This window comes from Mycobacterium montefiorense (assembly GCF_025823255.1).
Lineage (GTDB): Bacteria > Actinomycetota > Actinomycetes > Mycobacteriales > Mycobacteriaceae > Mycobacterium > Mycobacterium montefiorense.
In genome coordinates, this window is sequence record NZ_JACKVL010000013.1 from 651,924 (window position 1) to 677,172 (window position 25,249).

General features: G+C 63.7%; 30 protein-coding genes, 4 tRNA genes and 1 pseudogene. 19 read left to right on the plus strand and 16 right to left on the minus strand.

What is annotated here, in order from left to right; translation table 11 throughout:
• Positions 1 to 60 precede the first annotated feature (60 nt).
• From H7K34_RS16460 to H7K34_RS16490, 8 genes are all read left to right on the plus strand, one after another.
• Complete coding sequence (locus tag H7K34_RS16460) at positions 61 to 696, plus strand: hypothetical protein (RefSeq protein WP_264063073.1); 636 nt, start codon at positions 61 to 63, stop codon at positions 694 to 696.
• Between the two features lie 10 nt (positions 697 to 706).
• Positions 707 to 1,108, plus strand: a complete 402-nt coding sequence (locus H7K34_RS26785; RefSeq protein ID WP_264063074.1) for a type IV toxin-antitoxin system AbiEi family antitoxin domain-containing protein — start codon at positions 707 to 709, stop codon at positions 1,106 to 1,108.
• A complete protein-coding gene (locus tag H7K34_RS16470) occupies positions 1,108 to 1,986 on the plus strand; it encodes a hypothetical protein (protein WP_264063075.1) in 879 nt (292 codons plus the stop codon). Before H7K34_RS26785 ends, H7K34_RS16470 begins: the two co-directional genes overlap by 1 nt.
• A gap of 4 nt (positions 1,987 to 1,990) precedes the next feature.
• A complete protein-coding gene (locus H7K34_RS16475; RefSeq protein WP_264063076.1) occupies positions 1,991 to 2,164 on the plus strand; it encodes a hypothetical protein in 174 nt (57 codons plus the stop codon).
• Positions 2,165 to 2,306: 142 nt separating this feature from the next.
• On the plus strand, positions 2,307 to 2,546 hold the full coding sequence (locus H7K34_RS26960; RefSeq protein ID WP_372510800.1) for an HNH endonuclease: 240 nt from the start codon (positions 2,307 to 2,309) through the stop codon (positions 2,544 to 2,546).
• A gap of 671 nt (positions 2,547 to 3,217) precedes the next feature.
• Entirely contained in the window at positions 3,218 to 3,490 is a 273-nt protein-coding gene (locus H7K34_RS16480; RefSeq protein ID WP_264063077.1) for a hypothetical protein, read from the plus strand.
• 62 nt (positions 3,491 to 3,552) lie between these two features.
• Positions 3,553 to 4,239, plus strand: a complete 687-nt coding sequence (locus H7K34_RS16485) for a hypothetical protein (protein WP_264063078.1) — start codon at positions 3,553 to 3,555, stop codon at positions 4,237 to 4,239.
• Positions 4,240 to 4,762: 523 nt separating this feature from the next.
• Positions 4,763 to 5,134 carry a hypothetical protein gene (locus tag H7K34_RS16490; RefSeq protein WP_264063079.1) on the plus strand — a complete coding sequence of 124 codons (372 nt, stop codon included), beginning with the start codon at positions 4,763 to 4,765 and terminating at the stop codon, positions 5,132 to 5,134.
• Between the two features lie 114 nt (positions 5,135 to 5,248).
• On the opposite strand, the gene H7K34_RS16495 is transcribed toward H7K34_RS16490, so the two are convergent.
• From H7K34_RS16495 to H7K34_RS16535, 9 genes are all read right to left on the minus strand, one after another.
• Complete coding sequence (locus H7K34_RS16495; protein WP_264063080.1) at positions 5,249 to 5,464, minus strand: hypothetical protein; 216 nt, start codon at positions 5,462 to 5,464, stop codon at positions 5,249 to 5,251.
• 118 nt (positions 5,465 to 5,582) lie between these two features.
• The gene (locus tag H7K34_RS16500) at positions 5,583 to 6,968 is read right to left on the minus strand and encodes an ApeA N-terminal domain 1-containing protein (RefSeq protein WP_264063082.1); all 1,386 of its coding nucleotides are present in this window, start codon (positions 6,966 to 6,968) and stop codon (positions 5,583 to 5,585) included.
• Positions 6,953 to 7,588: a hypothetical protein gene (locus H7K34_RS16505; RefSeq protein WP_264063084.1), complete on the minus strand. Its 636-nt coding sequence runs from the start codon at positions 7,586 to 7,588 to the stop codon at positions 6,953 to 6,955. Before H7K34_RS16505 ends, H7K34_RS16500 begins: the two co-directional genes overlap by 16 nt.
• Before the next feature lie 65 nt (positions 7,589 to 7,653).
• Positions 7,654 to 7,959 carry a hypothetical protein gene (locus H7K34_RS16510; protein ID WP_264063086.1) on the minus strand — a complete coding sequence of 102 codons (306 nt, stop codon included), beginning with the start codon at positions 7,957 to 7,959 and terminating at the stop codon, positions 7,654 to 7,656.
• Positions 7,960 to 8,184: 225 nt separating this feature from the next.
• Positions 8,185 to 8,376, minus strand: coding sequence for a hypothetical protein (locus H7K34_RS16515; RefSeq protein ID WP_264063088.1), 192 nt, complete (start codon positions 8,374 to 8,376; stop codon positions 8,185 to 8,187).
• Complete coding sequence (locus H7K34_RS16520; protein WP_264063089.1) at positions 8,373 to 8,696, minus strand: hypothetical protein; 324 nt, start codon at positions 8,694 to 8,696, stop codon at positions 8,373 to 8,375. The genes H7K34_RS16515 and H7K34_RS16520 overlap by 4 nt, the downstream gene beginning before the upstream one ends.
• 166 nt (positions 8,697 to 8,862) lie before the next feature.
• A tRNA-Val gene (locus H7K34_RS16525) sits at positions 8,863 to 8,937 on the minus strand.
• A 12-nt stretch (positions 8,938 to 8,949) separates the two neighbouring features.
• Positions 8,950 to 9,023, minus strand: a tRNA-Cys gene (locus H7K34_RS16530).
• 28 nt (positions 9,024 to 9,051) lie between these two features.
• Positions 9,052 to 9,124 (minus strand) — tRNA-Gly (locus H7K34_RS16535).
• A gap of 180 nt (positions 9,125 to 9,304) precedes the next feature.
• Between H7K34_RS16535 and H7K34_RS16540 the strand changes: the two genes are divergently transcribed.
• The 4 genes from H7K34_RS16540 to H7K34_RS16555 all read left to right on the plus strand — a co-directional run bounded on the left by H7K34_RS16540 (position 9,305) and on the right by H7K34_RS16555 (position 10,981).
• Positions 9,305 to 9,376, plus strand: a tRNA-Val gene (locus tag H7K34_RS16540).
• Between the two features lie 150 nt (positions 9,377 to 9,526).
• Positions 9,527 to 9,745 carry a hypothetical protein gene (locus H7K34_RS16545; RefSeq protein ID WP_264063091.1) on the plus strand — a complete coding sequence of 73 codons (219 nt, stop codon included), beginning with the start codon at positions 9,527 to 9,529 and terminating at the stop codon, positions 9,743 to 9,745.
• A 49-nt stretch (positions 9,746 to 9,794) separates the two neighbouring features.
• Entirely contained in the window at positions 9,795 to 10,085 is a 291-nt protein-coding gene (locus H7K34_RS16550; protein ID WP_108924141.1) for a hypothetical protein, read from the plus strand.
• 56 nt (positions 10,086 to 10,141) lie between these two features.
• A complete protein-coding gene (locus H7K34_RS16555) occupies positions 10,142 to 10,981 on the plus strand; it encodes an enoyl-CoA hydratase/isomerase family protein (RefSeq protein ID WP_264063093.1) in 840 nt (279 codons plus the stop codon).
• A 13-nt stretch (positions 10,982 to 10,994) separates the two neighbouring features.
• Here the strand turns inward: H7K34_RS16555 and H7K34_RS16560 are convergent, their stop codons facing one another.
• Positions 10,995 to 11,795, minus strand: coding sequence for an MBL fold metallo-hydrolase (locus H7K34_RS16560; protein ID WP_264063094.1), 801 nt, complete (start codon positions 11,793 to 11,795; stop codon positions 10,995 to 10,997).
• 213 nt (positions 11,796 to 12,008) lie between these two features.
• Positions 12,009 to 13,577 (minus strand): long-chain-fatty-acid--CoA ligase, encoded by a 1,569-nt coding sequence (locus H7K34_RS16565; protein WP_264063095.1) that lies wholly within the window; start codon positions 13,575 to 13,577, stop codon positions 12,009 to 12,011.
• Positions 13,578 to 13,734: 157 nt separating this feature from the next.
• On the opposite strand from H7K34_RS16565, the gene H7K34_RS16570 reads away from it, so the two are divergent.
• On the plus strand, positions 13,735 to 14,919 hold the full coding sequence (locus tag H7K34_RS16570; RefSeq protein WP_264063097.1) for an acyl-CoA dehydrogenase family protein: 1,185 nt from the start codon (positions 13,735 to 13,737) through the stop codon (positions 14,917 to 14,919).
• Between the two features lie 9 nt (positions 14,920 to 14,928).
• Here H7K34_RS16570 and H7K34_RS16575 read toward each other — a convergent pair whose 3' ends face one another.
• Entirely contained in the window at positions 14,929 to 15,858 is a 930-nt protein-coding gene (locus H7K34_RS16575) for a LysR family transcriptional regulator (protein ID WP_264063098.1), read from the minus strand.
• Positions 15,859 to 15,961: 103 nt separating this feature from the next.
• Here H7K34_RS16575 and H7K34_RS16580 point away from each other — a divergent pair, with 103 nt between their 5' ends.
• From H7K34_RS16580 to H7K34_RS16590, 3 genes are all read left to right on the plus strand, one after another.
• Positions 15,962 to 16,750: an SDR family NAD(P)-dependent oxidoreductase gene (locus H7K34_RS16580; protein ID WP_264063099.1), complete on the plus strand. Its 789-nt coding sequence runs from the start codon at positions 15,962 to 15,964 to the stop codon at positions 16,748 to 16,750.
• Between the two features lie 18 nt (positions 16,751 to 16,768).
• Positions 16,769 to 17,710 (plus strand): catalase family peroxidase, encoded by a 942-nt coding sequence (locus tag H7K34_RS16585; RefSeq protein WP_264063100.1) that lies wholly within the window; start codon positions 16,769 to 16,771, stop codon positions 17,708 to 17,710.
• A gap of 61 nt (positions 17,711 to 17,771) precedes the next feature.
• Positions 17,772 to 18,554, plus strand: coding sequence for a sulfite exporter TauE/SafE family protein (locus tag H7K34_RS16590; protein WP_264063101.1), 783 nt, complete (start codon positions 17,772 to 17,774; stop codon positions 18,552 to 18,554).
• Between the two features lie 6 nt (positions 18,555 to 18,560).
• Here H7K34_RS16590 and H7K34_RS16595 read toward each other — a convergent pair whose 3' ends face one another.
• Together H7K34_RS16595 and H7K34_RS16600 are read right to left on the minus strand one after the other, a co-directional pair.
• Entirely contained in the window at positions 18,561 to 19,655 is a 1,095-nt protein-coding gene (locus tag H7K34_RS16595) for a glutamate--cysteine ligase 2 (RefSeq protein ID WP_264063102.1), read from the minus strand.
• 54 nt (positions 19,656 to 19,709) lie between these two features.
• Positions 19,710 to 20,141 carry an anti-sigma factor antagonist gene (locus H7K34_RS16600; protein WP_264063104.1) on the minus strand — a complete coding sequence of 144 codons (432 nt, stop codon included), beginning with the start codon at positions 20,139 to 20,141 and terminating at the stop codon, positions 19,710 to 19,712.
• Positions 20,142 to 20,293: 152 nt separating this feature from the next.
• Between H7K34_RS16600 and H7K34_RS16605 the strand changes: the two genes are divergently transcribed.
• On the plus strand, positions 20,294 to 20,914 hold the full coding sequence (locus H7K34_RS16605) for a TetR/AcrR family transcriptional regulator (protein WP_108922357.1): 621 nt from the start codon (positions 20,294 to 20,296) through the stop codon (positions 20,912 to 20,914).
• Here the strand turns inward: H7K34_RS16605 and H7K34_RS16610 are convergent, their stop codons facing one another.
• Positions 20,915 to 21,580 (minus strand): DedA family protein, encoded by a 666-nt coding sequence (locus H7K34_RS16610; protein WP_264063105.1) that lies wholly within the window; start codon positions 21,578 to 21,580, stop codon positions 20,915 to 20,917.
• Positions 21,577 to 22,431: an SGNH/GDSL hydrolase family protein gene (locus tag H7K34_RS16615; RefSeq protein ID WP_264063106.1), complete on the minus strand. Its 855-nt coding sequence runs from the start codon at positions 22,429 to 22,431 to the stop codon at positions 21,577 to 21,579. Before H7K34_RS16615 ends, H7K34_RS16610 begins: the two co-directional genes overlap by 4 nt.
• 102 nt (positions 22,432 to 22,533) lie before the next feature.
• Between H7K34_RS16615 and H7K34_RS16620 the strand changes: the two are divergent.
• A pseudogene (locus H7K34_RS16620) lies at positions 22,534 to 24,149 on the plus strand (AMP-binding protein).
• Positions 24,150 to 24,439: 290 nt separating this feature from the next.
• A complete protein-coding gene (locus H7K34_RS16625; RefSeq protein WP_264063107.1) occupies positions 24,440 to 25,243 on the plus strand; it encodes an IclR family transcriptional regulator in 804 nt (267 codons plus the stop codon).
• Positions 25,244 to 25,249 lie beyond the last annotated feature (6 nt).

Here is a 25,249-nt window from a genome sequence, read left to right on the forward strand (position 1 = left end):
GGAAGTGCGCCACGACGACACCTGCCCCACTCTCAACGCATTTGGAAGGAACGCAAACTCATGACCACCAATCCCGCTGCCGACATGACACTTGACGAGTTCGAGGCTGCGACCCAAGCGGCCAAGGACATCCTGCGCCGCCGCGTCGACGAAATCCAACAGGCTCGGGATGAACAGCCGGAGCGGCTGGCCGAGGCTCGGAGTCGGGCTGATGAAGCCCGGGGGTGGGCGCTCATCGAGGAGCCATTCGAAGGCCAAATACAAACGATGAGCTCCACCGACGGCGCTGCGACGCTCGCACTGCCGAACATCACCGCCAGAGAATTGTGGGGCGCCCGTCTGGCTTTCGATCTCCTCGACTGCGGCGATGACTTCGACCAAATCGACGCTGTCATCTCTCGTCTTTTCTCCGCGGCCAGCGGCGACACGGGAATCACGATGGTCGTCATGGCGGCAGCGCTGTCCACGATCGCGAGTCTCGTTGTACCTCAGTTGCTTGACGAGATCGAACACTCCGCGTCGAACTACGACGAACGCGTCCGTCTCTCCGAAGCCCGGGCGAAAGCTTGGAATGGTCGGGTCAGTGAGATCCGTGAGTTGAACAAGGGACTGGGAGAGATGGGTGTGAAGCCGGTCGATGGCTTTGACCTCGGTGCCAACGCGCTCGACCCCGACAGCGGCGATGCTCTCGGGTAGCCCGCCGCCGGTGTCGCAGCACGGTGCGGCGGTATTGCTGCAAGGGATTGGGGTATCGGAGGTCTACGCGGTCTTCGAGGCAGGCTTGAGGTGGATGAAAGGCCAAGGCATCAAGGCGGAGCAGATGACACGGTTGTGCGGCTACCGCGACGTACTGGCTCGAGCCCACGACGACCGAATGTTCGCGGACGAACATGGATTTCCGACTTATGTTGTCGTTGAAGCACACTCAAGATGTCAGGACGTTGCAGATCTGATCACGGTCGCCGACGCAGCGGAGGCGTTGGGTTATACGCCGCAGCATGTTCGGCGGTTAGCCCGCTCCGGACGCCTTCAGCGCGAAGGCATATCAGGGCTGCTGATCCGCAGCGACGTCTTGACGCTAAAACGTCAAAGAAAGAGGAGTGCTTGATGGCGATCAGTTATTCACATCTCGGTGTGAGGCATGCGCGGACTCTGCTCAAAGACATCGCCGAATGCGGTGTCAAGCCGCCAAAGACGTTGACTGACCTGGTTGACGCCTACGACGATTTGGCGCAAGCCTCGGGGGTTAGCGACCCGATGGCCGCCTTGGTCAGAGTTGTTGCGACGGGCCAGGTTCGTGGGCAGGAACTCGACGAGCAGATCAGCGCCGCCGCGGCCGCGGTCCACGTGCAGGAATTCCGCCGCGGTCTACAGCAACGTGTCGAGCCGGCCGTGATGCAACAGTTCGTTGAAGCTCTCGACGAGGGTGGATGTGCTGACGCCGTGATCGACAGCCTGCGACCGCAGTTCGACGAGGCCGCACAAAAACTCACCGCATGCGCCGAGCTAGTCACACCCGGCGCCGACCCGGAAACGTTCCTCGCTTCAGCCACATCCGAGCAGATCCAGTCGTGGCAATCAATCGACGAACACGTCGCGACTCTTACCAAAATCAGTTCAGCTGTCTCCCATTTCGGCCCACACTCGACCAGCTTCCCGCTATCAGAGGTGCCCGGTAACACAGGCGCGCATGCAGGCTTCGTCAACAACAACGGAGTGATGTGCGTCGACCCGCAATGGAGTCTCGTACATGGATGTGAACTGTTCTCCGGCTACGGAAGCCACCGCAATTCGCCTTGGTTCAAAGGCGCATCGGTTCTCAAACTGAACAGCGTCGCCGAAACTAGGGAGAAGATCCGCGCCTGGGCTGAATCGGCATGGGAAGCACTGAATCTCAATCAGGGCCGCGGACGCCTCGAACCCGGTACAGGATTCGTCGCTGAGCCGATCCGAAACCCGTACAAGCTCGCTGCGGCGAAGGGATAGAACCATGTCAGGCGTTGTGAAAGCAGACGATTCGTACCCCGAGGAATGGGGATACCAGCGCGACGACGAACCCGCCGCCGACCGCCCAATCAGCAGCCTCAAATCCGGCCTCGCGGACTACGGCACACCGCAAGCCGACCCCAACGCCTACCCCGAGTCATGGGGCTACAAGCGATGAGCAGCCGACAAACCCGCATCAAGAAGAAGCTACGCGGCCAGATCCGCAAAAGGGGCGGCCAGCAGCAGTGAGTACCTGGGGTCAAGGATCCACACGCGCCAGCCGCAAAGCACGAGCCACCGCACTCGAACGCGACGCCCATGTGTGTCAACTCCGACTGCCCGGCTGCACCGTTCATGCGACGATCACCGACCACATCGTCAGCATCGCCTCGCGCGGACAGACACGGGCGCAAGCCACCGACCCCGACGACCTACAAGCCGTCTGCCCAAACTGCCACGAACGCAAGACACAACAGGAATCAGCAGCCGCCCTCGCCGCATCCAACGCACAACGAGCAGCACGCAAGAAACTGCCAACATGTCCACACCCAGGAGACTGACGATGCACACTGCACACCAGGTCATCAACCTTAAGGAGCAGACGTGCGATACCAATGCACCTTTGTTCAACCAGCGCCAGCCCTCGCCGTTCCCGAAGAGTTCGTTGACACGGCTAACCAACACATGTCAGCAATGGCCAACAGCGGATGGCGACTCGTCTCAACCTGCGATAGAAGTTCAAACGTCATTTACTTGTTCTGGGAGAAACCCTGACCCTCGCTGGGTGGCGCCCACTCCGACTCCCCTCGTACGGACACCGAAACGTCATAGCGTCTGCCAGTCAGTGCATGCATCGCTCCAAACTCGCGGTTATGGAACGGTCACCGCAGGTCAGGCTCGGTTGGGGGTGCTTTGAAAACGCCCATAACGCCCGGAAAGCGGCTCATAAACGTTCTTAACGCGGCTTTGCGGGACGATGCCGAGTGGTCGGAGCAGGAGTTGGTTGCGCTCGACTTGATTGAGGAATCGGCGAATCGACTGGCGGTGCTGCGACGGCTGTTCGATGCGGAGGCGGCGAAAGTTGTGCCGTCGCGGCGGGCTGTGGAGTTGGCGGCGGAGGTTCGTCAACTTGAGGGGCAGTTGGCGAAGCTGGTTGCGAGTGTGGTGCCTGATCCGGATGACATGCCTCGCAAGTCCCGTCACCATCAGAAGGCTGCGTTCACTCGGTGGCATGGTGTCTCGTCTTAGGGCGCGCGGCCTCGGCGAGGTCGGGCTGCGGGAGGTTCTGCTCGAGGACGCCCTGTCGCTGCGTGATCGCTACGGCGTTTACGATCCGGACTTTTGGGCTGAGCTGTCGAAGCCGGTGAATCAGCTGATCGGTGGCGAGGCGTATCAGTTGCGTCGGTATGAATTGCCGGTCGACCATCCAGAGCGACGTGTCGGCCAGCCGAGTGATGTCCTGGTTCTCACTGAGGACAACCGCTTAATGCCGTCCTCTGGGTGACGGCTGCTTGAGAAGCCCTGGCGCACATGCAGTTTCCGACCCCGCCACCCTGAATGGCCGACATGCCCCGGCCGCACCATCCGCGTGCCAAGGTATTCGAGACGCAACCGGCTTTCGCCGCGTGCCAATGGATTTCAGGCAAACCGATCCTGAGCCTCGACATCAGGAAGCTCCGAATCTTGGCTCTCCGGCGGCGCTGCTGGCTTTGCGGATATCCCGTCATCGGCGCCGGCTACCAGGTTGTTACAGAGGAAGATGTGTGCGACCGATACGGCGACCTGCACACCGAAGGCTCCGGGCCGATACACCTCTCGTGTGCCTTGTACTCGGTCGCCGCCTGCCCGTTTCTGAGGTACGGAAGGTCGCGCCGGCGCATCACCGGCGATGCTTATCGCGGGGTCCTATCAATTAAGGGATTCGGCGAATTCGGTGTTTTCTTCCCCCCGGCGGACCCGGACGGCGTTTTCATGCTCTTCGGGTTTTTCAACCCGACCGAAATGATCGCGATCACCAACCAGACGCGAGTGGCCGATCTGTACGAGCAAGCCCTGATCGCTGACGCTGCAACGGGTTTCACCGAGACGCAACGCCTGTACTGGACGGACGCGACCGCGGATGTGCACCGCCTGGGTGGCGAATGGTTCGACGCCTGGCAGAAATTGCTTGCTTGGGCGCAGACATCGGTCATAACAGTCAACGGTCACGACTACCGTGGCCACGCTATAGACCAATCCACAATGAACCTTTGACCTGCAGATAAGGGGGCCCGCAACCGACGTACCGAGCGCACCCAAGACTCCAAAATATGCCGGCGTGAGATGATCGCTTGCTGTGGCGGCCGCTGAACTCGGTGAGGATCGAGAATCCGCAAATGTGGTGCTAGGGACTTTCGAGACCATTGCCGATTGGCAAGCACGGCTAAGCAAGCCCTACATCCCACCATCACCCTCCGAACTTGCCACCGACGACTTGGACTGGCCTTGGTTTTCGACGTCGCAGATTGCGTGGTCGGGACTTGCTGCGGCTGCGGATCACTTAAATGCGATCCGCCGGCACGTGGAGGTGCGCACCCTGTTCGCAAGCGCACATCTCACGCTTGTCCGGTCTGCGCTGGTGGGCGCGGCCCAGTGTGTATGGGTGCTCGGTCCCTCAGATCCTGGAGAAAGGGTGTCTCGCAGCCGGACGGTCACGGCTGAGATTTATAGGAGGCATCTGCAATACCTGCGGGGACTGCAGGAGCTTGCGACTATGCCGCACCTAGGTACAGACATCGTGGCTGACACCATCTCCCAGCGCATCGCCCAACTCAGATCGAAGCGTGAAGCCGACGGTCAGGTGGCTGAACTGGACACCACTAGGATGATCAAGGAAGCGGCTGAGTTAGCTTTCGGACGAGACGACCTCATAAAGCAGGCTGTGCTCGCTTGGCGTAGCACATCTGGCGCTGCCCACGGCCTTCCGTGGCCCCTATTTGGCACATCAGGAACGGTGCAAACCAAATTAGCGGGTGAGGACGGCATTGCCGAATTCCAGGCCGGTGGTTCTTTGGCGCGGATCGCCAACGCATATATGGCGGCGTATCACCTTGGGCAGCAGGGTTGGCAGTTGCTTGCGCGACGCGGAGAACAGCTAGCTACTAGCTGAACAACCATGGTGCACATCGCCGGCCTCTAAAGGTCGCGGCCACCTGATTAACCCGTGATCGCTTGTCGTCGTTGAGGCGGTCCCACCACTGGATCACGTGCTCGTCGAGGCCACTCATAACTGGACGCCGAGCTGGCCGGCCTCAAGCTTCTTCACCGCTTCGTACAGGGCCACGACGACGGCAGCGGAGTCCTTGCCGTAGTTCTTAGCGACGTCCCAAACCCCGGCTGAGATTGGGAGATCGTCGGGGCGAGGGCCGGGGAGCCAATGCGGCTGATGGTCGGGATCGCCGCCGAAAGTCGTTGTCTGCACACTGATATCAGTACTCATGCGCCGAACTGTAACGATTGTGACCGACAAGCGGTGCCTAGCTGCGGCGATCAGCACGGCCATCGCCGGCATCCCATCTTCGGTGGTCATGCAATCAGCAGGAGGCAACCACTACTCACTAACTCGATGGCGTCAGTCCCCAGCCCAATTCCGCGACGAATTGGGCCACATTCGCGCGGAAATAGAAGAAGCGGCTATTCGCAGACAGTTGATCGCGTAGCAGGGCTGGCTCGATACCGATGTCCAGCAACAGCAGACTCCTCAGCAGCCATGGCGTCACATAGCTGACGACCAGCCAACGGAGATACCGAACCTCAAGCGGCTCCTTCTCGTGATCGAGAGGAAGTTGGTGGGCCATCTCGTTGCGCGCGTCCCTGAGACGTTTAGGCAAATCCGCGACCGACTCGTTGATCTCAGGCAAGACATTGCACACCATCGTCACCACATCGTCGGCACGCTGCAGATAGTCGACATCGTCAAAGTGACCGACCGCATCTTTCACCGCGTTGCGAACTTCGTCCGGATCGAGATCCTGTTCGTCCTCGGCCTTATTCTTTGCGGCGCGCCGGGCAGCTTGTCTGATCCGGTCCAGCGCGCTTCCCGACGCGGCCGGAAACTTCGACTGTTCAAACGTCTTCGTCATCCGTCGGTGCAGCCCTTCAACTAGGGCGGTGACGACGAGAACTTCGGTCTGTAGGAGACCCTTGAGCGGGCGAGCCACCACCGTAGCGAGGCCGTCCAAGGTGTCGTTGAACGGAATCCATTTGGCGAAGCGCTCGATTGTGAGTTCCTCGCGGGGTAACAACTCGCGGTCTTCGAGCTCTTTCGGCGGAGTGTTGGCGCCGGGTCCGTGCACCGTGAGCCATGCATCGCCCTCGTTGATACGCACCTGAGTGTCCCGGGCTTCGAACTCAGGGGCCAGCACCAACTCGGCAAGCGTCTGGCAACCCAACACGACCAGCGATTCGAGTCGTCCGAGTGTCGCAGGGGTCGCAGGGGTGTAGAGCAGCCAATTTCCGTCGTCATCGGCAACGACGCTGAGTGTGGACCCGCCACTATCAACGGCACTGGCTTCTCCGTCTTGCAGGTGACCCAACCAGTAGGGGTCACCAAAGCGGAAACGCATGCTGCCGAATGGTTGATCAGGGCCGGACACGAGACGGTCGCCGACTATGGCGTAAAACGCTTTGTAGTAAGGATTTTCGAATGGTCGTCCGGGTCCGCCGTGGTTGTGCGCGTTGACTAGCGTGACAACTTCACCGGAGTCGAGTTGGCCTTGCAAAGTGATGGGTAGAAAGGCTTGTATCGAGCTGGCGCCTCCCTGCGCGTAAGTGATGCCACCATGGCTGCTGCGCGTTACTCGTGGATCGTCGACAACGCCCTCGGCGAGCTTGGCCGTAGGCTGATCCCCGGGCGCTGACGTAAACGTGCCGGACACCTTCACATTGGGCGCCTGCGGTACCCAGAAGTGGCCGCTCGCAACAATACTCACGGCGCCCTCCACAACCGACCTTCCGCCTCGGAGCGAGAAATGCGCTTCGCGGGAATCGATGAACCCGTCTCCCAGTAGTTGCCGTTGGCATCCAAAAACACCACCACAGCGTCAGGCATTACTGGCACTTCCTCGAAAGTTGGCGAATAGACTTCGTCGTCTTCGACCCTTTTGGGAACGCGCTCGCCATACGCATCAGTGAATTGAATGCTAATGACGCGGGGTTTCGAAACTCCCTCGACGTACGGCTGCACTATTTTCACAGGATCCCGATCGATGTCCGAGTGGCGCCATCCATAGTCAGGCTGTCCAAACCACCAGGCGTCTGTGACCCCAGCACCGATAATTGCGCGGTCACCATAGTTGCGAATCTTCACCTGGAAATTAGACGTTCCCCTAGCTCGTGCAACCTCTATCTGGACCAAGCGGGCCTGAGCGTGATTGGCATCGTCACGCTCCCGTTGCCGTTCCCTTCTGTCGCCAGTGGCGATCGACAGCGCCACACCGGCGGCGACGAGGCTGCCGAGACCTCCTAGCCATTGACCGAAACCTGCGTACCACTCCACTGTTTGGCCTCGGTCGTGGGCAATCTGGCTGCCGGCCCACAGGGCAAATACCGAGACGACAGTCACTGTTATCGCCCAGAACCACACACCGCGGGACCGCAGCCAGCCGCGTACCAGACGACGTTGCTTAGTCATTCCACGGGTGGGGTCAAGAGGTCTTCGATAAAGCCGAAGACCTGCTGCGGCTTTGCACCCTGCCCGATCCACAACGAATAGAGCGCCGTGGCGACTATCAGAAGTCCGTGTGCCAGATTGAGCGCATTGTCCTCGACGGGCTCCGCCGGGTTGTGCAGAGTGTCCTGCAGCAGCTGGTCAGTGCCCGGCCCCTTGCTGTTTTCCAGGATGTAGCTGCGGAAAATCTCCAACGCATTCTTTCCGTCGGCGTATGCCTCCGGTGTAATTGACCACGACCAGCTCAGGTCCTCGTCGTCACTCATGCCGGGGAGTCTGCCATGACGGGTCGGGCCGCCCCCAAGGAGAGAGTAGGGGCGGCCCGACTATCTAACTCAAACACGAGATACGGCGACCTGGTTCCTCCGGATTCGCCTCGAAGTAGTCACCAATCAAAGCGGCCACTTCGAGGCGTTCGTCGAGCGTCCAGCTCTCGGGAGGTGTGCCCCTGAGCGCCAGTCGGATCCGTGGCCTCATCGCCAGTGTCTGCCTCATCGCTCCGCCCCGTCGTCGAGCTTGGCTGCATACCGCCGCAGATCCGCGACGCTCGAGACCCCCGGCAAGTCGATTCGGCGCCACACCTCGTCAGCGCCATCCATATCACCTCGCTCTACAAGCACCTCCATGTGCGAGATGAGCATTTCAGCAATCACCTGGGCGGGTAAATCCTCGATGCTCTTCATCGCTTCGCCAGCCGATCAACCTCAGCGGCAGTCTCGAGCAGCGCCGACGCCAACTCGCGCGCCTGGTCGCTGTTGAGGGTGTTGTCGCTGTCAGCGCCGCTTGCGAGGATCTCTACATCGTCGATGCTGCCGTCGCTGTACTGCAGCGCCCGTATCCATACACAGCCGCCATGGTCAGTGACCTTGCGATCGCGACTGTAGATAAGGCGCCAACCACGCGTCTCCTCGCTGTCCAAGACGCGGCCGGGCTCCCATTCATCTGGGGCAACGAAGCCGGTGGGCAGCGGGACATCAGGTCGCAAATTGGTTGCAGTTGTCATAGCTGGACCTTCCTGTCGGGGAAGATCCACGGTGGCACTGGGCACCGACACATTCATGGCTAGCTACCTCTCAGATGGGTTGCTAGCGCCCTGGCTCGACTAGTTCACATGTAGTTCACGTCGCCGGTTATCCAGCTCAGATTGTGCTTCTGAGCATTGCGAACTCTGGTGCGCGATACTGGGATTGAACCAGTGACCTCTTCCGTGTCAGGGAAGCGCTCTCCCGCTGAGCTAATCGCGCTGGGTAAAAATTTGGAGGTGGAGACGGGAATCGAACCCGTGTGCACGGCTTTGCAGGCCGTTGCCTCACCACTCGGCCACTCCACCGCTGGGATTGATGCCATGTGCACCTTCGAGCGGATGACGGGATTCGAACCCGCGACCCTCACCTTGGCAAGGTGATGCGCTACCAACTGCGCTACATCCGCGCGCAACGGACGAGATCGTCGCCCGGTGCGAAGGACGACGATAGTCCACCTACGCGGGCGCGCACAAATCTCTTGGTACGTTGTCGCTCTAGGCTATAGGGCGACTCGTGAGGGCGCATATTGCTGTGCTTGCGACCGGCGGTTCGTGCTAGTCTTCGACGTCGTTCGCCTCTCGGCGCCGGTCCCGTGGCTCAGTGGGAGAGCGTCCGCTTCACACGCGGAAGGTCGCTGGTTCGATCCCAGCCGGGACCACAAACATCGCTACAGGTCACAGGGCGTTTCGCCCAGCCGTCATTCCCCTTGAGCCATCGGCTAGGCCGATACCGAATTCCGTCCTGGCATGCAAGCTACATCTCACCCAGACTGAAGCTGCGGTATTCCCCAGCCCAGAGAGCAGGCGAGATGACTTCCTTGGAGCTAACAGGCACGGGGACAGCAGATTTCAGCGAGGGCGACGTCTACGTCATCGGAAGCGCCACCACGCTGATCTGCTACAACGACTTCTCGGTGTTTCTCTCCGGCCTCGATGACTTCAAGAAGGCCGCCGAGGCCTCGTCGGCGAAGACGAAATTCGTCTACCTCGCCCACGGCGAGACCTACACGTTTACGCCCAGCGCGTGACGACAACAATCAGCACCAGCACCAAGCCAACACCGCAGAGGAGTGAACCATGAGTAACCAGGAAGGGATCGGCATCCTGAAACTCGAATGCCCGCAGAGCCACCCCGTCGGCAGGATCCTCAAGGAAGCCCCCCACCAGCAGGTCGTCTTCGATCCGGGTGTTCAGGTCGGGCCGCGCCGATTCTGGCCGGACGAACAGGATCAGCCGCAGTTCACCACGCGCTGCCCCCAATGTGACAAGGCCGTGGGAGACGCCTCGACCGCGCTGCAGGACAAGCATCGCAACCTGGTCATGAGCATGTCCGAGATCAGCGAGATCGCCACGCTGCCGTTCGTGTAGGGCCCTCGCGCATACTGTAAGAGTTTCAGTAGCGAGCGCGATCCTGGAGGAGTCCCGTGGCGCAGACCCCGCCGACACCGCAGAGCACACCCCGCCCCCCGGACGGGGATTGGCTGGGCACCCCTTACTTGTCATTCGAGCGCGAGGGACCGATCGCGGTGTGCACGATCGATCGTCCCGAGGCGCGCAACGCCATGACGCCCGCCATGTACTTCGGAATCCGTTATGCCGTAGGCGTTGTCAATTCAGACCCCGGCCTCTCCGGGTTGCTGATCACCGGAACCGGAGATGTGTTCGCGCCCGGCGGTGACATGACCGGCGGGGGAGGCGTCGACGACTGGATCACCTTTGGTGCCGCGCTGGGGATGGACGTCACGCCGTTCGACGCCGTGCGGACCTCGGCCAAGCCCGTTGTGTCCGCCGTCAACGGGCTATGCCAGGGCGGCGGCATGCAGATCGCGCTGTGCAGCGACTTGTCCGTGGTGAGCGAGCGCGCGACCTTCCGGGTTCCCGAGCTGTTCCGCGGCTATGCCGACACCTACTACAGCCAGATGCTGGTCCGCCTGATCGGGCCGGTGCGCACTCGCGACCTGATGTTCACCGGCCGGGTGCTGTCCGCGCAGGAAGCTCTCGACTGGGGCCTGGTGACCAGGGTCGTGCCGCACGAGAGCCTGTTCGAGGTGGCCCGCGAGCTGCTCGCGCAAAGCTGCCGGACTGCGCCGCGCGCCCGCAACGTCATCAAATCCAGCATCGACAGCTATCTGGGTCTCTACGACCGCATCGGCATGACCGCCAGCCTGATGGACGCCGAGGCCCGTGAGGGAGTCCGCGCGTTCAAAGAGCGGCGCTCGCCCGACTGGGTGCATCCGGAGCTACGGACGCCGGGACGCCTCTGACAGCGTTGCCCGCCTACTTCAGGTCGATCCACTCGCCGTGGGTGGCGGTGCGCAGCACCCGTTTGATCCCGGCCTGGTCGAATGCGGCGGCGAATTCGTCGGGGCCCTCGCTGAAGTGGGCCCAGCCGTCGACGTGAGCCGGTATCACCACTTTGGCGCCGAGAACCTCGGCGGCCGCGGCCGCGCGCGCCGAGGTCAGCGTCAGCGGACGCCCGCGCTCTTTGGTCGGCACACTCGCGGCTCCAGCGAACAGCACCGCGATGTCGATATCGCCGATGCGGTCCGCCACCTCGCCGACGGCACTCAACGAGGCGTTGTCGCCGCTGAGATAGATGGTGGGCAGTTTGGGCCCGTACAACACGAAACCGGTCACCTCACAGTTGACGTGGCCTTCCATGTCACGCACCCCGTCGGCCGGGCCGTGCACGGCCGGAACCGCTTGTGCCGCAATGCGTCCGAGTTCGCCGGGTAGGTAGAAGGACTGCCACGGCTGCAACCCCACCGCCGGAGGGCCGAAGCGGCGCGCGGCACCAGGGTTAGTGACGATCAGCGGTGCGGCCTGTGCCAGCCGGCGACCGGCGGCGTCAAGGTTGTCGGGATGCTGGTCGTGGCTGATCAGTACCACGTCGATGCGCCCAAGGTCCTCGGCGCTCACCGCGGGACCGGTGAGCTTCGTCAGGTAGTCGTGGGGGCCGGGCGGATCGAAGGTGGGGTCCATCACGATCCTGCGACCTGCGATATCGATGACTGTCGTGGGGCCGCCCAGCACAGCGATCGCGCAATCCTGTCGCTGCGCGTCTACTACCTCGCCCATGGCGCCCCTGATTGCATTCGCAGAGAATCGATATCGGGTTGAAAGCAGGCTATAACATCGGGGCCTGCGCAGCGCGGTGAGTTCGATTTTCACCCGGGCATCCGGCCGGATCAGCGCCGGCGCCACCGTGAGCGGGCAGCATCGTGTCGGGGCGCAGGCCGGGCTGCCCGAGACTCATATCGCCCTGTAGTCCGGGGTTCGGTAAAGCCAGGTTCACACCTTGCGGGCGCGATCCTTCCAATATGGTTCGCGCAGCTGATTTTTCAGGATCTTGCCGCTGGCATTGCGGGGCAGCTCATCCACGAAGTCAACCGTTCGCGGACATTTGTAACCGGCCAGATGTTTGCGGCAGAACTCGATGATCTCGGCAGGCTCCAGCTGGGTGCAGGTGACCACGATCGCCTTGACCGACTCGCCCCATTGATCGTCGGGCACGCCGATGATCGCGGCATCGGCGATTCCGGCATGCTCTTGGAGCACGCTTTCCACCTCGGGTCCGTACACGTTCTCGCCTCCGGTGATGACCATGTCCTTGAGCCGGTCCTCGATGAAAAGGTAGCCGTCGTCGTCGAGGCGCCCGATGTCACCCGTGCGCAGCCAATCGTCGGCAGTGATGGTGTCTGCGGTGGCCTCGGGCCGATTCAGGTATCCGATCATCCGCTGATCGCTGCGCACCCATACTTCACCGGACTCACCGTTGCGCACCCGCTCGCCCGAATCGGGATCGACAATACGAATCTCATTGCCCTGAGCGGCTTTTCCGGCCGACATCAGCAATTCAGGCCGACTGGAATTGCGATGGTCCTCGGCATCCAGCGCGGCGATCGCACCACACAACTCCGTCTGCCCATACACTTGCACGAAGTTCATCCGGGGCCACGCGGCGAGCGCTCGCTGCAGCAGCGGCACCGGCATGGGTGCCGCTCCATAGACCAGGTAGCGCAGACTCGACAGCGCGGCGGTGGCCGCCTCTCCGGCATCCAAAAATCGGGCGATTACCGGAGGTACCAAAAATGCATGCGTCGCACCGGCTTTCACCGCGCCGATCAGCGTCGCGGCATCCGGCTCGCGGGTCAAAAACGTCGGCACGCCCGCGCGTATGCCGAAGAACGCGTACGCGATGCCACCGACGTGGAACAACGGCATGGCCACCAAGTTGGCGTCGCCGTCCGAGAACGGAAACGGCGGAGACAGATTCACGATGTGATTGACCACCGCTCGCTGGGTCAGCTGCACACCCTTGGGGCGCCCGGTGGTGCCCGAGCTATATATCGTCAGCGCCGTGTCGGTGTCGGCAACGTTGGGATCGACATCGGCGGGTGACGCCGCGGAAAGCAAGGACTCGTATTCATCGTTGGCGCCCCCCACCACGATGATGCGTTCCACGCCGGGGACTTTCGCGCGGATTCCGTCGACCGCGGGCAGCAGCTCGGCGCCGACGAAGACCACGCGCGCGCCGCTGTCATTGAGCACGTGGACGAGCTCGGCGCCGATCACCCGCCAGTTGACGATCGTAGCCACCGCGCCGATCGACGTTGCGGCGAGCAGGGTTTCCAGACAAGCGGGGTGGTTCTTGTCCAGGAAGGCCACCACCTGGCCGCGCCGCAGGCCGGCGTCCCGCAGCATTCCGGCGGTCTGCCGAATCCGCATAGCCCACTGCGCCCACGACCACCGCTGCTCACCGAAGTGGATCGCGATGTCGTCGGGTCGGTGCCTCGCATGCTGCTCGACCATGCCGACGAGCGTCTCCGTCGTGCCGGTGCTGACGTCGGTTGCTGGCATTAGTGCTCCGCTCATCGAAGTCCGTGGGGTCCCGAGTTCAGTCAAGCCAAGGCTAGTCACCCTGTCCACATGCCGTTCCATTGGGAGTGGGTGCCTCTATCCTGGGAGCAAGCCGGTCATGGCGTAAGCCATGTTGTGGAGCGAATGATCAGCTGTGATGAGTCACAGCGTCCTGGCATGCGATCTTCCGACACACGAGGAAGTTGTTGCCCTCGCCCGCGCATTGCAGCCGGTTTTACGCAGGCACGCCGCGGCGGGTGAATCGCTTCGCCGGCTACCCGACCCGGTCGATGCCGCACTATCCAAGGCAGGGATGTTCCGGCTGCAGACGCCCAAGCGCTTCGGCGGCTTCGCCGTCGGCGCCAGCACCGTGCTCGAGGTGGGCGAGGTGTTGGGGGAGGCTGACGCCTCCGCGTCCTGGCTGGTCGTGCTCGGAGCGACGGGGAGCTGGATGGGCGCCCGGTATTCGCCGCAGGCGCAAGAGGAATTCTTCGGGGCGAATCCCGACGCGCGGTTCGCCGGGTCCACCCATCCCGGGACGGCTCAGCGAGTGCCGGGAGGACTGAGCGTCTCCGGACGTTGGCCGTTTGCCTCGGGCGCTCATCACGCGGACTGGGCGTTACTGGGCGCCGTCCTGCCCGGCGAGCCGGAGGAGGCGATGCTGTGCGCAATGCCGGCATCTGAGATGACGCTGGAAAATACTTGGCGCACTGTCGGTATGCGGGGAACCGGCAGTGACACCTGGGTCGGGGAAGATGTCTTCGTCCCCGACGATCGGACAGTTTCCCTCGGCGCGATAGCCGAGGGAAACTGGCCGCTTCCGGTCGACGAGCCGATGTACCGGCTGCCGTCCGCGGTGGCGGTGATGGTGCCGCTGCTGGGTCCGCTGTTGGGAGTCGGCCGCGCGGCGCTGCGTTTTGTGGTGGACCAAGCGCAGACCAAACCGCTTGCCGGTACCACGATTTCACGTCAAAGCGAATCTGTTGGGCTGCAAATACGTATCGCCGAGGCGGCGATGCGTATCAGCACGGCGCGACTGCACCTTTACGACATGGCCGCCACCCTCGACGCAGCCGCCGCCGCAGAGCAGACCGTCGACTACGCCGCTCGCGCGGAGTTTCGCGCTCGGCTCGGCTATGCCGCGCAGCAGGTGATCGAAGCGCTGTCCATCCTGGTCGATGCGCATGGAGCCGGAAGCTTCGCGGAATCTAACCAGCTGCAACAGTATTGGCGCGACGCTAACACCGCGGCGCGGCACGCGGGCTTGCAGGCAACCGTCGGCTATGAGGTCTACGGAAAGTCGATGCTGGGTATCTCGGAGCACATCAGCAGCACGGTATGAACCGCGTATTCACGCGGTTGCCAGGGTGATTCGCGACCGGTAGGGGTCACTGAAGGGAAGCCAGGCCTCGTCAAGATCGGGAAGATCGGCGGCGGTTGTCAACGCGTCGATCACGCCGCGGACGGTTTCGCGGTTCTCGATGCGGCGCCACACCAGCGACCACGTCCAGAACGGCGTCGGCGCGGCAACAGGGCGCTGCACTAGGTCGGCTGGCAACCCGGCGGTTTGAGCCTTGGGGGAGCTCAACACCGGCCGGCCCAGCCTGCGAACGTGTTCGAAAAACATTGGGGCGGCCAAACCGCCGTCGCTGATCCGCACCGTGCGAGCGCCGGTCTCTCTGGCGAATTGCTCGCCGTACCGGTTCCACGAAAACCAGCTGCCGGAGTCGGCATCGAGCAACACGACCGTGTCGGCCGCATCGACCGCAGAGGCATCCGAACCGACGCTGACCGCGTAAAGCTGTTCTGCGCCAATCAGATACGCGTTCAGGCCGTGCCTGTCCAGGTCGGCAGAACGCACCCCGCAGATCGCCAAATCGATGCCGCCCTCGGCGACCCGGGCCACCTGGGCGTGCGAAGGCAGCACCCACGTGTCGATGTGCACCTTCGCCACCGCCGCCGTCCGATCAGTCAAATCCGGGGGAAGCCACTGCGCGTAGCCAACTCGCACGGGTTCGGCCAGTGACAGCCCGATTGCCGACCGGCGCAACTGATCTGCCTGATCCAGCAGCGTGCGTGCCGAAGGAAGCAACGCCGCACCGGTTGCTGTAAGCGTTACAGAGCGGCGGTCGCGATCGAATAATCGCACCCGCAGATCCCGCTCCAGCACCTTGATCTGCTGCGAAAGCGACGGGCCGGCAATGCATAAACGCTTCGCGGCGCGACCGAAATTCAGCTCTTCGGCGACCGCTACGAAATAACGAAGATGACGCAACTCCACACCGAAAATGCTAGTGCGACACTGGGAGTTACGGCCTAGCAGAATCGTGTTGACAACGTATGTAACCATTGCTGGGCAAACCCTCTGATAAAGGAATTCAATCATGGCCAAGGTTGATCGCGCCCGTCGTCGCACATTTGTCGTGACCGGCGCAGCGTCGGGCATCGGCCTAGCTACCGCGCGGCGCCTGCTCGCCGAGGGCGCAACCGTCGTCGGAGCCGACCTGGAATCCCCACCCGATATGGGCCCAGAGTTCCACTCCGTGACGGCCGACGTGACCGACGAAGCTGCCATCGAGGCCGTGCTGGCCGCCGTACCCGACCGCCTGGACGGGATCTTTCACGCCGCCGGTGTCGCCGGGGGCGGCCCGGTCCATCTGTTGGACCGCGCGGAATGGGATCGGGTGATCGGGATCAACCTCACCGGCACGTTCCTGGTGGCCAAGGCGGCCCTGGCCAAGATGATCGAACAGGAAAGAGTCGACGGTGAGCGCGGCTCAATCGTGACCGTCGCCAGCGTCGAGGGACTCGAAGGCACCGCGGGCGGCAGCTCTTACAACGCCGCCAAGGGTGGGGTTGTGCTGCTCACCAAGAACATTGCGCTCGATTACGGTCCCAGCGGTATCCGGGCGAACGTGATCTGCCCCGGCTTCATCGATACACCGATGGCCCAAAGCGTTTTCGGCCTGCCAGGGATGGAGGGTCCGCTGGCCTCCATCACCGAAGAACATGCGCTGCAACGGCTCGGCCGGCCGGACGAGGTCGCGGCCATGGCGGCGTTCTTGTTGTCGCTCGATGCGTCATTCGTCAGCGGCCAGGCCATCGCCGTCGACGGCGGCTACACCGCGGGCCGCGATCACGGTGTCGTCAAACTCTTCGGTTTTCCTGATTGATGCCTTTAGGATTCGCAGATGGGCAGCCCTGTCTCTGCTGACGACGCGATCGATGCGATTCGCGGTACCGGGGGAGCACAACCCGGCTATCGCGCGCTGCATGCCAAAGGCACGCTGTACCGCGGCACATTCATCGCCACCGGTGACGCGGCCGAACTCTCTCGCGCGAAACACCTCGACGGCTCCACGATTCCCGCGCTGATCCGCTTCTCCAACGGCTCCGGTAACCCGAAGCAAGCCGACGGCTCGCCGGGAGTTCGCGGGGCCGCGGTGAAGTTCACCCTGCCCGACGGGTCCACCACCGACGTGTCGACGCAGACCGCCCGGCTATTCGTCTCGAGCAAGCCGGAGGGCTTCGTCGATCTGCTCAAAGCGATGCGACCCGCTCTGACGACACCGCTGCGGATGGTCAAATACTTCGTCACGCATCCTCGACTGCTCGGCGCGTTGCCGGTGCTGCGCGACGCCAACAAGGTGCCGGCCAGTTATGCCACCATCGAGTATCACGGGCTGCACGCATTCCGCTGGATCAGCGCCGACGGCAACGCCAGATTCGTTCGCTACCACCTGATCCCGGCCGCGGGCGAGAGCTACCTCTCGGGGTCCGACGCCCACGGTGTGGGCTCCGACTTCCTCACCGAGGAGCTGAATACGCGTCTGGCACAAGGGCCGGTGCGATTCGATTATCGCGTGCAGATCGCCGGGCCACAGGACTCGACGGTCGACCCGTCGGCGCCCTGGCGGAGCGTCGAGACGGTCACCGTCGGCACCCTGGAGATCACCGGCCTGGACACCGAGCGCGAGCACGGCGGCGACATCGTCGTGTTCGACCCGATGCGGGTCACCGACGGCATCGAACCATCCGACGATCCGGTGCTGCATTTCCGCAGCCTTGCGTACTCGGCCTCGGTCAAGCTGCGCACGGGAGTAGACCGCGGCGCGCAAGCGCCTCCGGCCTGACGAAAAGGCGCTCAGCTGCACGATTGTCGGCTCAACGCGATGGCCGACTAAATTTTCCGAAGTGTTGGCTTCCCATGTCGTCGTGATCGGCCTGGCCGGGTTCGCCGCTGGCGCAATCAATGCGCTGGTCGGATCGGGGACCTTGATCACGTTCCCGACGCTCGTCGCTCTCGGCTTTCCGCCCGTCACATCCACCATGTCGAACGCGGTCGGTCTGGTCGCCGGCAGCGTCTCGGGCACCTGGGGTTACCGCGCCGAGCTGGGTGGTCAGTGGGATCGATTGCGTTGGCAGATCCCGGCGTCGCTGGTCGGTGGCGTGCTGGGATCGTTTTTGCTGCTACACCTGCCCGAGAACGTATTCATCAAGGTGGTGCCCGCGCTGCTGGTGCTGGCTCTGGCGCTGGTGGTGGCGGGGCCGCGGATTCAGTCCTGGGCACGGCAGCGTGCCGAGGCTGACGGGCGCCCTGCCGAACACGTCTCACCGCGGCGGATGGCGCTACTGGTATTCGGAACGTTTGTGGTCGGCGTCTACGGCGGCTACTTCACCGCCGCACAGGGCATTTTGCTGGTCGGTGTGATGGGCGCGCTGTTGCCGGAGTCGATGCAGCGCATGAACGCGGCAAAGAATCTTCTGGCCTTGGTCGTGAATGTTGTTGCAGCGGTTGGCTATACGTTGGTGGCTTTCGATCGGATCAGTTGGCCGGTGGCCGGAATCATCGCGGCGAGCTCACTGGTCGGCGGAGTGGTCGGGGCGCGCTACGGGCGTCGGTTATCGCCGGCCGCATTGCGCTTCGCGATCGTGGCTGTCGGCCTGATCGGGCTGTATCGGCTGCTGACGGTGTAGCCCAGCTCAACCCTGGGTGGCAGCCGCAGCTTGGGCGATGACGTCCATCACGTCGCCTCGCCTCTCCCATGCCTTGCGCTGCCGCATCGCCCCGTTGCCCTCGGCCAAGACGCGGTCGAGTTCGGCCTGCACGTGGTCGTATTCGCCCAGCTCATCGAGCGCTGGACGCACCCGTTGCACCAGTGCGTCCAGCTGCTGACGGGCCGGCACCGGCGCGTGGTCGTGGGCTGAGTCGAGCAATTGACCCGACAGTCCGTCGTGAGCGGCCTTCCAGTACGCCGCCCGCAGTGCGGCCGGCGGCAGGCGCGCGCCGTCATCGCCGCGGCCATCCGCTTCGAGTGCGGTCATCACCGCCGCCCGGATCAGGGTGGCAAGCAGCACTGTTTCCTCGACCGTTGCCGGGACGTCGGCCACCCGCACCTCGACGGTCGGGAAGTTGGCCGACGGGCGCACATCCCAATAGATCATCTGGTGATCCAGAATCACCCCGCTGTCGATAAGCATGCGCACCGTGCGGTCGTACTGCTCGGGTGAGGCGAAAAACGGCGGCGGCCCGGCGGCCGGCCAGCGCCGCCACAGGATGCTGCGCCAGCTCGCATAGCCGGTGTCGGCGCTGCGATACACCGCCGAATTCGCTGACAGCGCAAGCAAAGACGGCAGCCACGGCCGCAGCCAGTTGCTGACCTTGATGGCGGCCGCCCGGCCCGGAACTTGGACGTGCACATGGCATCCACTGATGCCTTGCTCGTGGGCGATCATCCCGAACTCCGCACCGATTCGCCGATAACGCTCGGTGTCGGTGACCGGGAACTCGTGCGGGGTGACCGGCGGCAGCCCCAGAGCAAGCAGCCGAACTCCGCTGGCCTCGGCGGCCTGCGCCGCGGTGCGCCGCAGCAGTTTGAGCTCCGCGCCGAGTTCCGCACTGCTCGCGGCCACCTCGGAGGTGGTTTCGACTTGGCAGCTGCTCAATTCCAGCTGCAGTTTGACGCCCCGCTGCTGAGCTGCCACGGCCACCTCGTTGTTGACTGGAGCCGGTTCGCCAGTCTCGGGGTCAACGAGGAGAAACTCCTCTTCCACGCCAAAGCTGGGTAGATGATGCATCCAGCTCAATCAACCTTTCGACCCGAGAAGCCGATTGCGGCTCAAGACATGTCGCTAACGAGCCAGCGCGGAATCCGCGGTCGGGTAAATGGGCAGCACGCCGCCGAGCCCGCAGGCGTCGACGATACGAGCGACGATTCTCTGCGTGCTGACCAACCGCACTTCGACTCCGCGGCGGCGGCAGTTTTCTGCTTCGTCGGCCAGCACCTCGACCGCGCAGCAGGCGATGAAATCCAGTCCGGTGACGTCGACGATCAGGGGGCCGGGGGAGGCGACGCCGCTGGCCGCCTCGCTGACCAGATGACGCCATGTCTGCTCGTTGGCGGCATCGATCTCGCCGCCCGCGTAGATGAGCACCGCCGGGCCGCGGCGATCGGTGGCCGCCCGCAGCGTGCTGTGCGGGTCACCGAGTTCATAGACCAGCCGCGTGCTGAGCTGAAGGTGCGGGCTCGAGGCGGGGGGTGCGAGATCGGCAGTTGTCTTCATTTGGGGACTCCTAATCCGACGCCTCCGGCGCCGCGATGGATGTCCGTCCTTGTGTCTGAAGACAGACTTTCCGCGAACTGCGGATCTCCTTTGTATAACGAGACAGGGCGGTCTGTCTACCTGGCGGGCATAAGAGTATCGTAAGCCGAAGTATGGCAACCTCCGACAACGTGCCGGCACCTCCGTCTGCTCGTGAACGGGTCTTGAACGCGGCATACGACCTGTTCAGTCGGCGTGGGATTCATGCGGTCGGCACCGATGAGGTGATCGACCGAGCCGGGGTGGCCAAGGCCACGTTGTACCGGCATTTCGCCACCAAGAACGACCTCGTGCTGGCCGTCTTGCAGCGCCGCGAAGAGATCTGGACGCACGGGCTGATCGAGGCGCAGTCCGAGCAGCGCGGCGATACCCCCGAGGAACAGCTGCTGGCGATCTTTGACGTCATGCACGATTGGTTCCAGCTCCGCGACGGCTACGAAGGCTGCTCATTCATCAACGTGCTGCTCGAGCTGGGCGCCGATCACCCCGCCGGCCAGGCCAGCATCGCGCACATCGATCACGTCCGCGACATCGTGCGCCGCCGTGCCGTCGCGGCGGGGCTCACCGACGTCGAGGACTTCGCGTCGTCGTGGCACATCCTGATGAAGGGGGCCATCATTCTCGCGGCGGTGGGTGACCTGGAAGCTGCGCGACGCGCCCAGAAGATGGCGATAGTGCTGATCGAGCAACACCGGCCGGTCGAGGTCACCGAGATTGGGGAGGCGGCCGGTTAGTCAGGCGGCGTCGGCCGCGGCGGTTCCGGTCTTGCGTTCGTGTTCCGCCTCGAGTTCAGCGATCGCGCGGGATGTCCGCTCACGCAGCAGGATTGCGGCGATACCGCCGATCACGACCGCAACGACGAGCGCGATCCAGGAGGAGCGCTCCAGCCATCGTTCGGCGGCCATCCCCGCGAAATAGACCAGCGCGGTCGTGCCACCCGCCCAGCAGATGGCGCCCGAGACGTTGGCCGCCAGGAAGCGCTGGTAGTGCATTTTCAGCGCGCCGGCCAGCGGCCCAGCGAAAATCCGCAACAGTGCGATGAAGCGCCCGAAGAACACCGCCCGAATTCCCCAGCGATCAAACAAACGCTCGGCCAGCATGACGTGCCCCGGGCCGAAGTGCTTCGGGAATCGCCTGCCCAGCTTGTCGAAGAGCGACATGCCGAAGCGCCGCCCGATCGAGTAGCCGATCGAATCGCCGATCACCGCGCCGATTACGGCGGCGACACCGACACCGATCGGGTTCACGGCAAGGTCGTGATGAGACGACATCAGCGCCGCGCTGACTAGAACGATCTCGCCGGGCAGCGGCACACCCAGGCTCTCCACCCCGACCACGCCCCCGACCACGAGGTAGACCGCCAGCGGCGGGATGGAATGCAGCAAAGCTTCCACGTTCATGCGTCAAGGATGCCTGACTGCTGTCGGCCCCGTGCCGCAATGTCGTTGGTCGGTGCGGTGTCGTGCGCCGTGCGGACGGGCTGCAGCTCCGGGCGCTTGGGAAATCGACCGTCGGCCGCGGACAAGCCGCGCATCCGGCGCCAGAGCCAGGGGAAGAAGTTGTCCTGCGTCCAGCGCAGCCTTCCGTAAGCACCGTCGGCAATCGACAATTGCGTGGGATTCGGGTGCGCTGCGGCCCAATCATGGCTGCTGTCAGGCAAATTGAGGGCCTCGGCGGCGGCCGCGGCGAATAGGATGTGGCCCTTGGGGGAGGCGTGCACGCGATCGAAACTCCAGGTATCCCAGTCGCGCATCGAGGCGGCGTTGTACAGGTCAATGAGCCTGAAACCATAGCGCCCGGCGGCGACCGTGATCGCGTTGTTCATCCGGTCAAGCCGTTTGGACACGATGCGGCCGAACGGCAGGAATTGTGCGACGTTCGGGAAAGTCGTCGTCAGCACCGTCGCGCCCGATCTGGCGAGCGCGGCGTAGACATAGTCGAGCTCGGCCAGGGCACGCGGAAACTGTCGCCCAGGCTGGATGACATCGTTCATTCCGACGCACACGGTGATCAGATCCGGCTTCATCGCCAGGGTCTGCGGAACCTGCTCGGTGAGCACGTCACCCAGCTTCTTGCCGCGAACCGCGAGGTTGGCGTACTGCAAACCGGGGTAGAGCGTGTCGAGCATGACGGCTAGTCGGTCGGCGAACCCCAGGAGGCCGGTGGTTTCGTCGCCGTCCCAAAGGCCTTCGGTTTGGCTGTCACCGATGGCGACGTATCTGGAGTATCCGGCCCGCGTAGCTCCGTACACGATGCCGAGACTAATCCCGTTCCGAATTCGGATGCGTGATATCCGCCCCGAAACGCTGTTGTAGCGTGGCTCTCGCCGGTTCTGTCGGCGTGAGGAGAGTCAGTGGAATTCAATCTCGCCCAAGTGTTCTCGGCGGTAGCCGCTGCAAATCTCGATCGCGACTGCATTGTATTTGGACACCGACGATTCACCTTCTCGCAAACTGACGGACGTGCTCGCCGGCTCGCGCGCGCTGCACGAGTGGGGGTTCGGCGCGCGCCGGGAACGCCGCGAGCTGGCGGCACATGAATCGGGCCAAAGCCACCTCGGGCTGTTGATGGCCAACTGCAACGAGTTCCTCGAGGGCATGCTCGGTGCGTACCAGGCGCGGGTGGCCCCGTTCAACGTGAACTATCGCTACGTCGCCGACGAATTGGTCTATCTGCTGGGCAATGCCGACGCCGACGCGGTGATGTACCAGGCGCGCTTCGCCCCGACCCTGGCCGAGGCGCTGGAGAAATCCCAGCTGCCGCCGATGCGGCTGATCCACGTCGACGACGATTCCGGAAACGGCCCGTTGCCCGGGGCGGTGCGCTACGAGGAACTGCTGGCCTCGGTGTCCGACGAGCCGCTCGACCTCGAGTTGTCGCCCGACGACCTCTACGTCCTCTACACCGGCGGCACCACCGGGCTGCCGAAGGCGGTGCTGTGGCGCCAGAGCGACATCTACCTGAACGCGATGGGTGGACGGATATTCGGAACCGGCGAGATGGTGGCCAGCCTGGAAGAGATCGTCGAGCGATCGCGGGCTGACGGCCCCGGCTCGATGACGTGCGCGCCGCTGATGCACGGGGCGGCGCAATGGGCGGCGTTCATCAACCTGTGCGGCGGTCGGCCGTTCGTGATGGCCCCGACGACCACCCACTTCGATCCGGCCGAAGCGCTGGCGCTGGCCAGCCGGGAGGGTGTGGTGTCGCTGTCGATCGTCGGCGACGCCTTCGGGCGGCCCCTGGTCGATGCGCTCGAATCCGGCGATTACGACCTGTCCGGGCTGCTGATACTGGTCACCGGCGGAGCAGCGATTCGTCGACCTGCTGCCGCAGCTGACAATCCTCGACGCGGGTGGATCGTCGGAGTCCGGCTCGCAGATGGGGCAGGTGTCCAGTCGTGCCCAGGGCGGCAGCGGACGGTTTGCCCCGAACCCGGGCGCGGTGGTGGTCAGCGAGGACATGACCCGGATTCTGTCGCCGGGGGACGACGAAATTGGCTGGCTGGCCCAGCAAGGTCTGATCCCGCTGGGCTACCTCGGTGATCCGGAGAAGACCGCGCGGACGTTTCCCGTGATCGACGGGATCCGGCATTCCGTTCCCGGCGATCGCGCCCGCTGGTTCGCCGACGGTGAGATCGAGCTGCTGGGCCGCGATTCGGTCACGATCAATTCCGGTGGCGAGAAGATCTTCGCCGAAGAAGTCGAGGCCGCCATCGCAGAGCATCCCGCCGTGTACGACGTGGTGGTGACCAGCAGGCCCAGCACCCGGTGGGGAAACGAGGTGGTCGCGATCGTTGCGCTGGCCAACGGTCAGCAGGCCGACCCCGACAGCATCATCGCCGAAGCCGCCCGTCATCTCGCACGCTACAAACTGCCAAAGGCCGTTGTCTTTCGCGACCGTCTGCAACGGTCACCGTCCGGCAAGGCCGATTACCGGTGGGCGAAAGCCCAAGTTGCGCACGACAACTGAATGAGCCCGGGTACGTTTGCAGCGCCCCGGCTGCAGGGGCGCGGGCGCGTCGCGACAGGTGTTCTGATCACATCGGCCGTCTTCGTGGTCGGGCTGCTCTGGGCGAAGTAGACGCCCTATCTCGCCAAAGCCCTGGCCGCACGGCGGACTCACCATTGGCCGGCGGGGACGGATGGAAGGCGATCGCGACGGCGACAGTAACGGTTGTCATGGCGCGGTTGCTCGGCGCAACCGTCCTAAGCGTGCTGTGAGACGCCCAACCTGGATGTTGTTCCGAGTACCGTGAACTCGTGCAGAAGAAGGGGCATCAGGACGCCATCGAGCCCGCCGCCGATTCGCCTGTGCCGCAGTACCCGATCGAGTCGGTCGACAATGCGCTTCGGCTGCTGCTCTTGCTGGGCGAGCAGCCTCAGATCCGGCTGAGCGAGGCAACCCGCTATCTGGGTGTGGCATCGTCCACCGCGCACCGGCTGCTGGCGATGCTGGCCTACCGCGGGTTCGTCCGGCAGGACCCGGTGTCGAAGGCCTACCTGCCCGGTCCGTCGCTCACCGGTGTGGCGTTTGCGATCTTCAGCCGCATCGACATTCAGGGCTCCGCCACACCGGTCATGCGTGGCCTGTCCGACCAGCTCCGGGAGACGATTCACGTCGGGATGCTCGACGGCGCCAACGTCCGCTTTGTCGCCGCGGTCGAGGGCCCGGCCGCGGTCCGGGTGGCATCCCGGTTGGGGCGGACGATGCCGGCGCATTGCACCTCGACCGGCAAGGCCATGTTGGCCCAGCTGCCGCAGCCGGAATTGGGTGTGCTGCTGCCGGACGAGCAGTTGGAGCGCATCACCGCTGTATCGATCGGCAGCCGTGCCGAGCTGGAGGCCGAACTGTCCCGCGTTCGTGAGCGGGGCTACGCCATCAACTCCGAGGAGAGCGAGGACGGTGTCGCCTCGGTCGCGGTGCCGATACCGACTCATGCACCCGGTTTGCGGCTCGCGCTCAACGCCGCCGCGCCGCGGCATCGGCTCGACGATTCGCAGCACGCATCGGTGGCGGCCGCACTTATCAAGGCGGCCAAGGAGATTGGCGATCAGCTGGTCTGAGCGGCG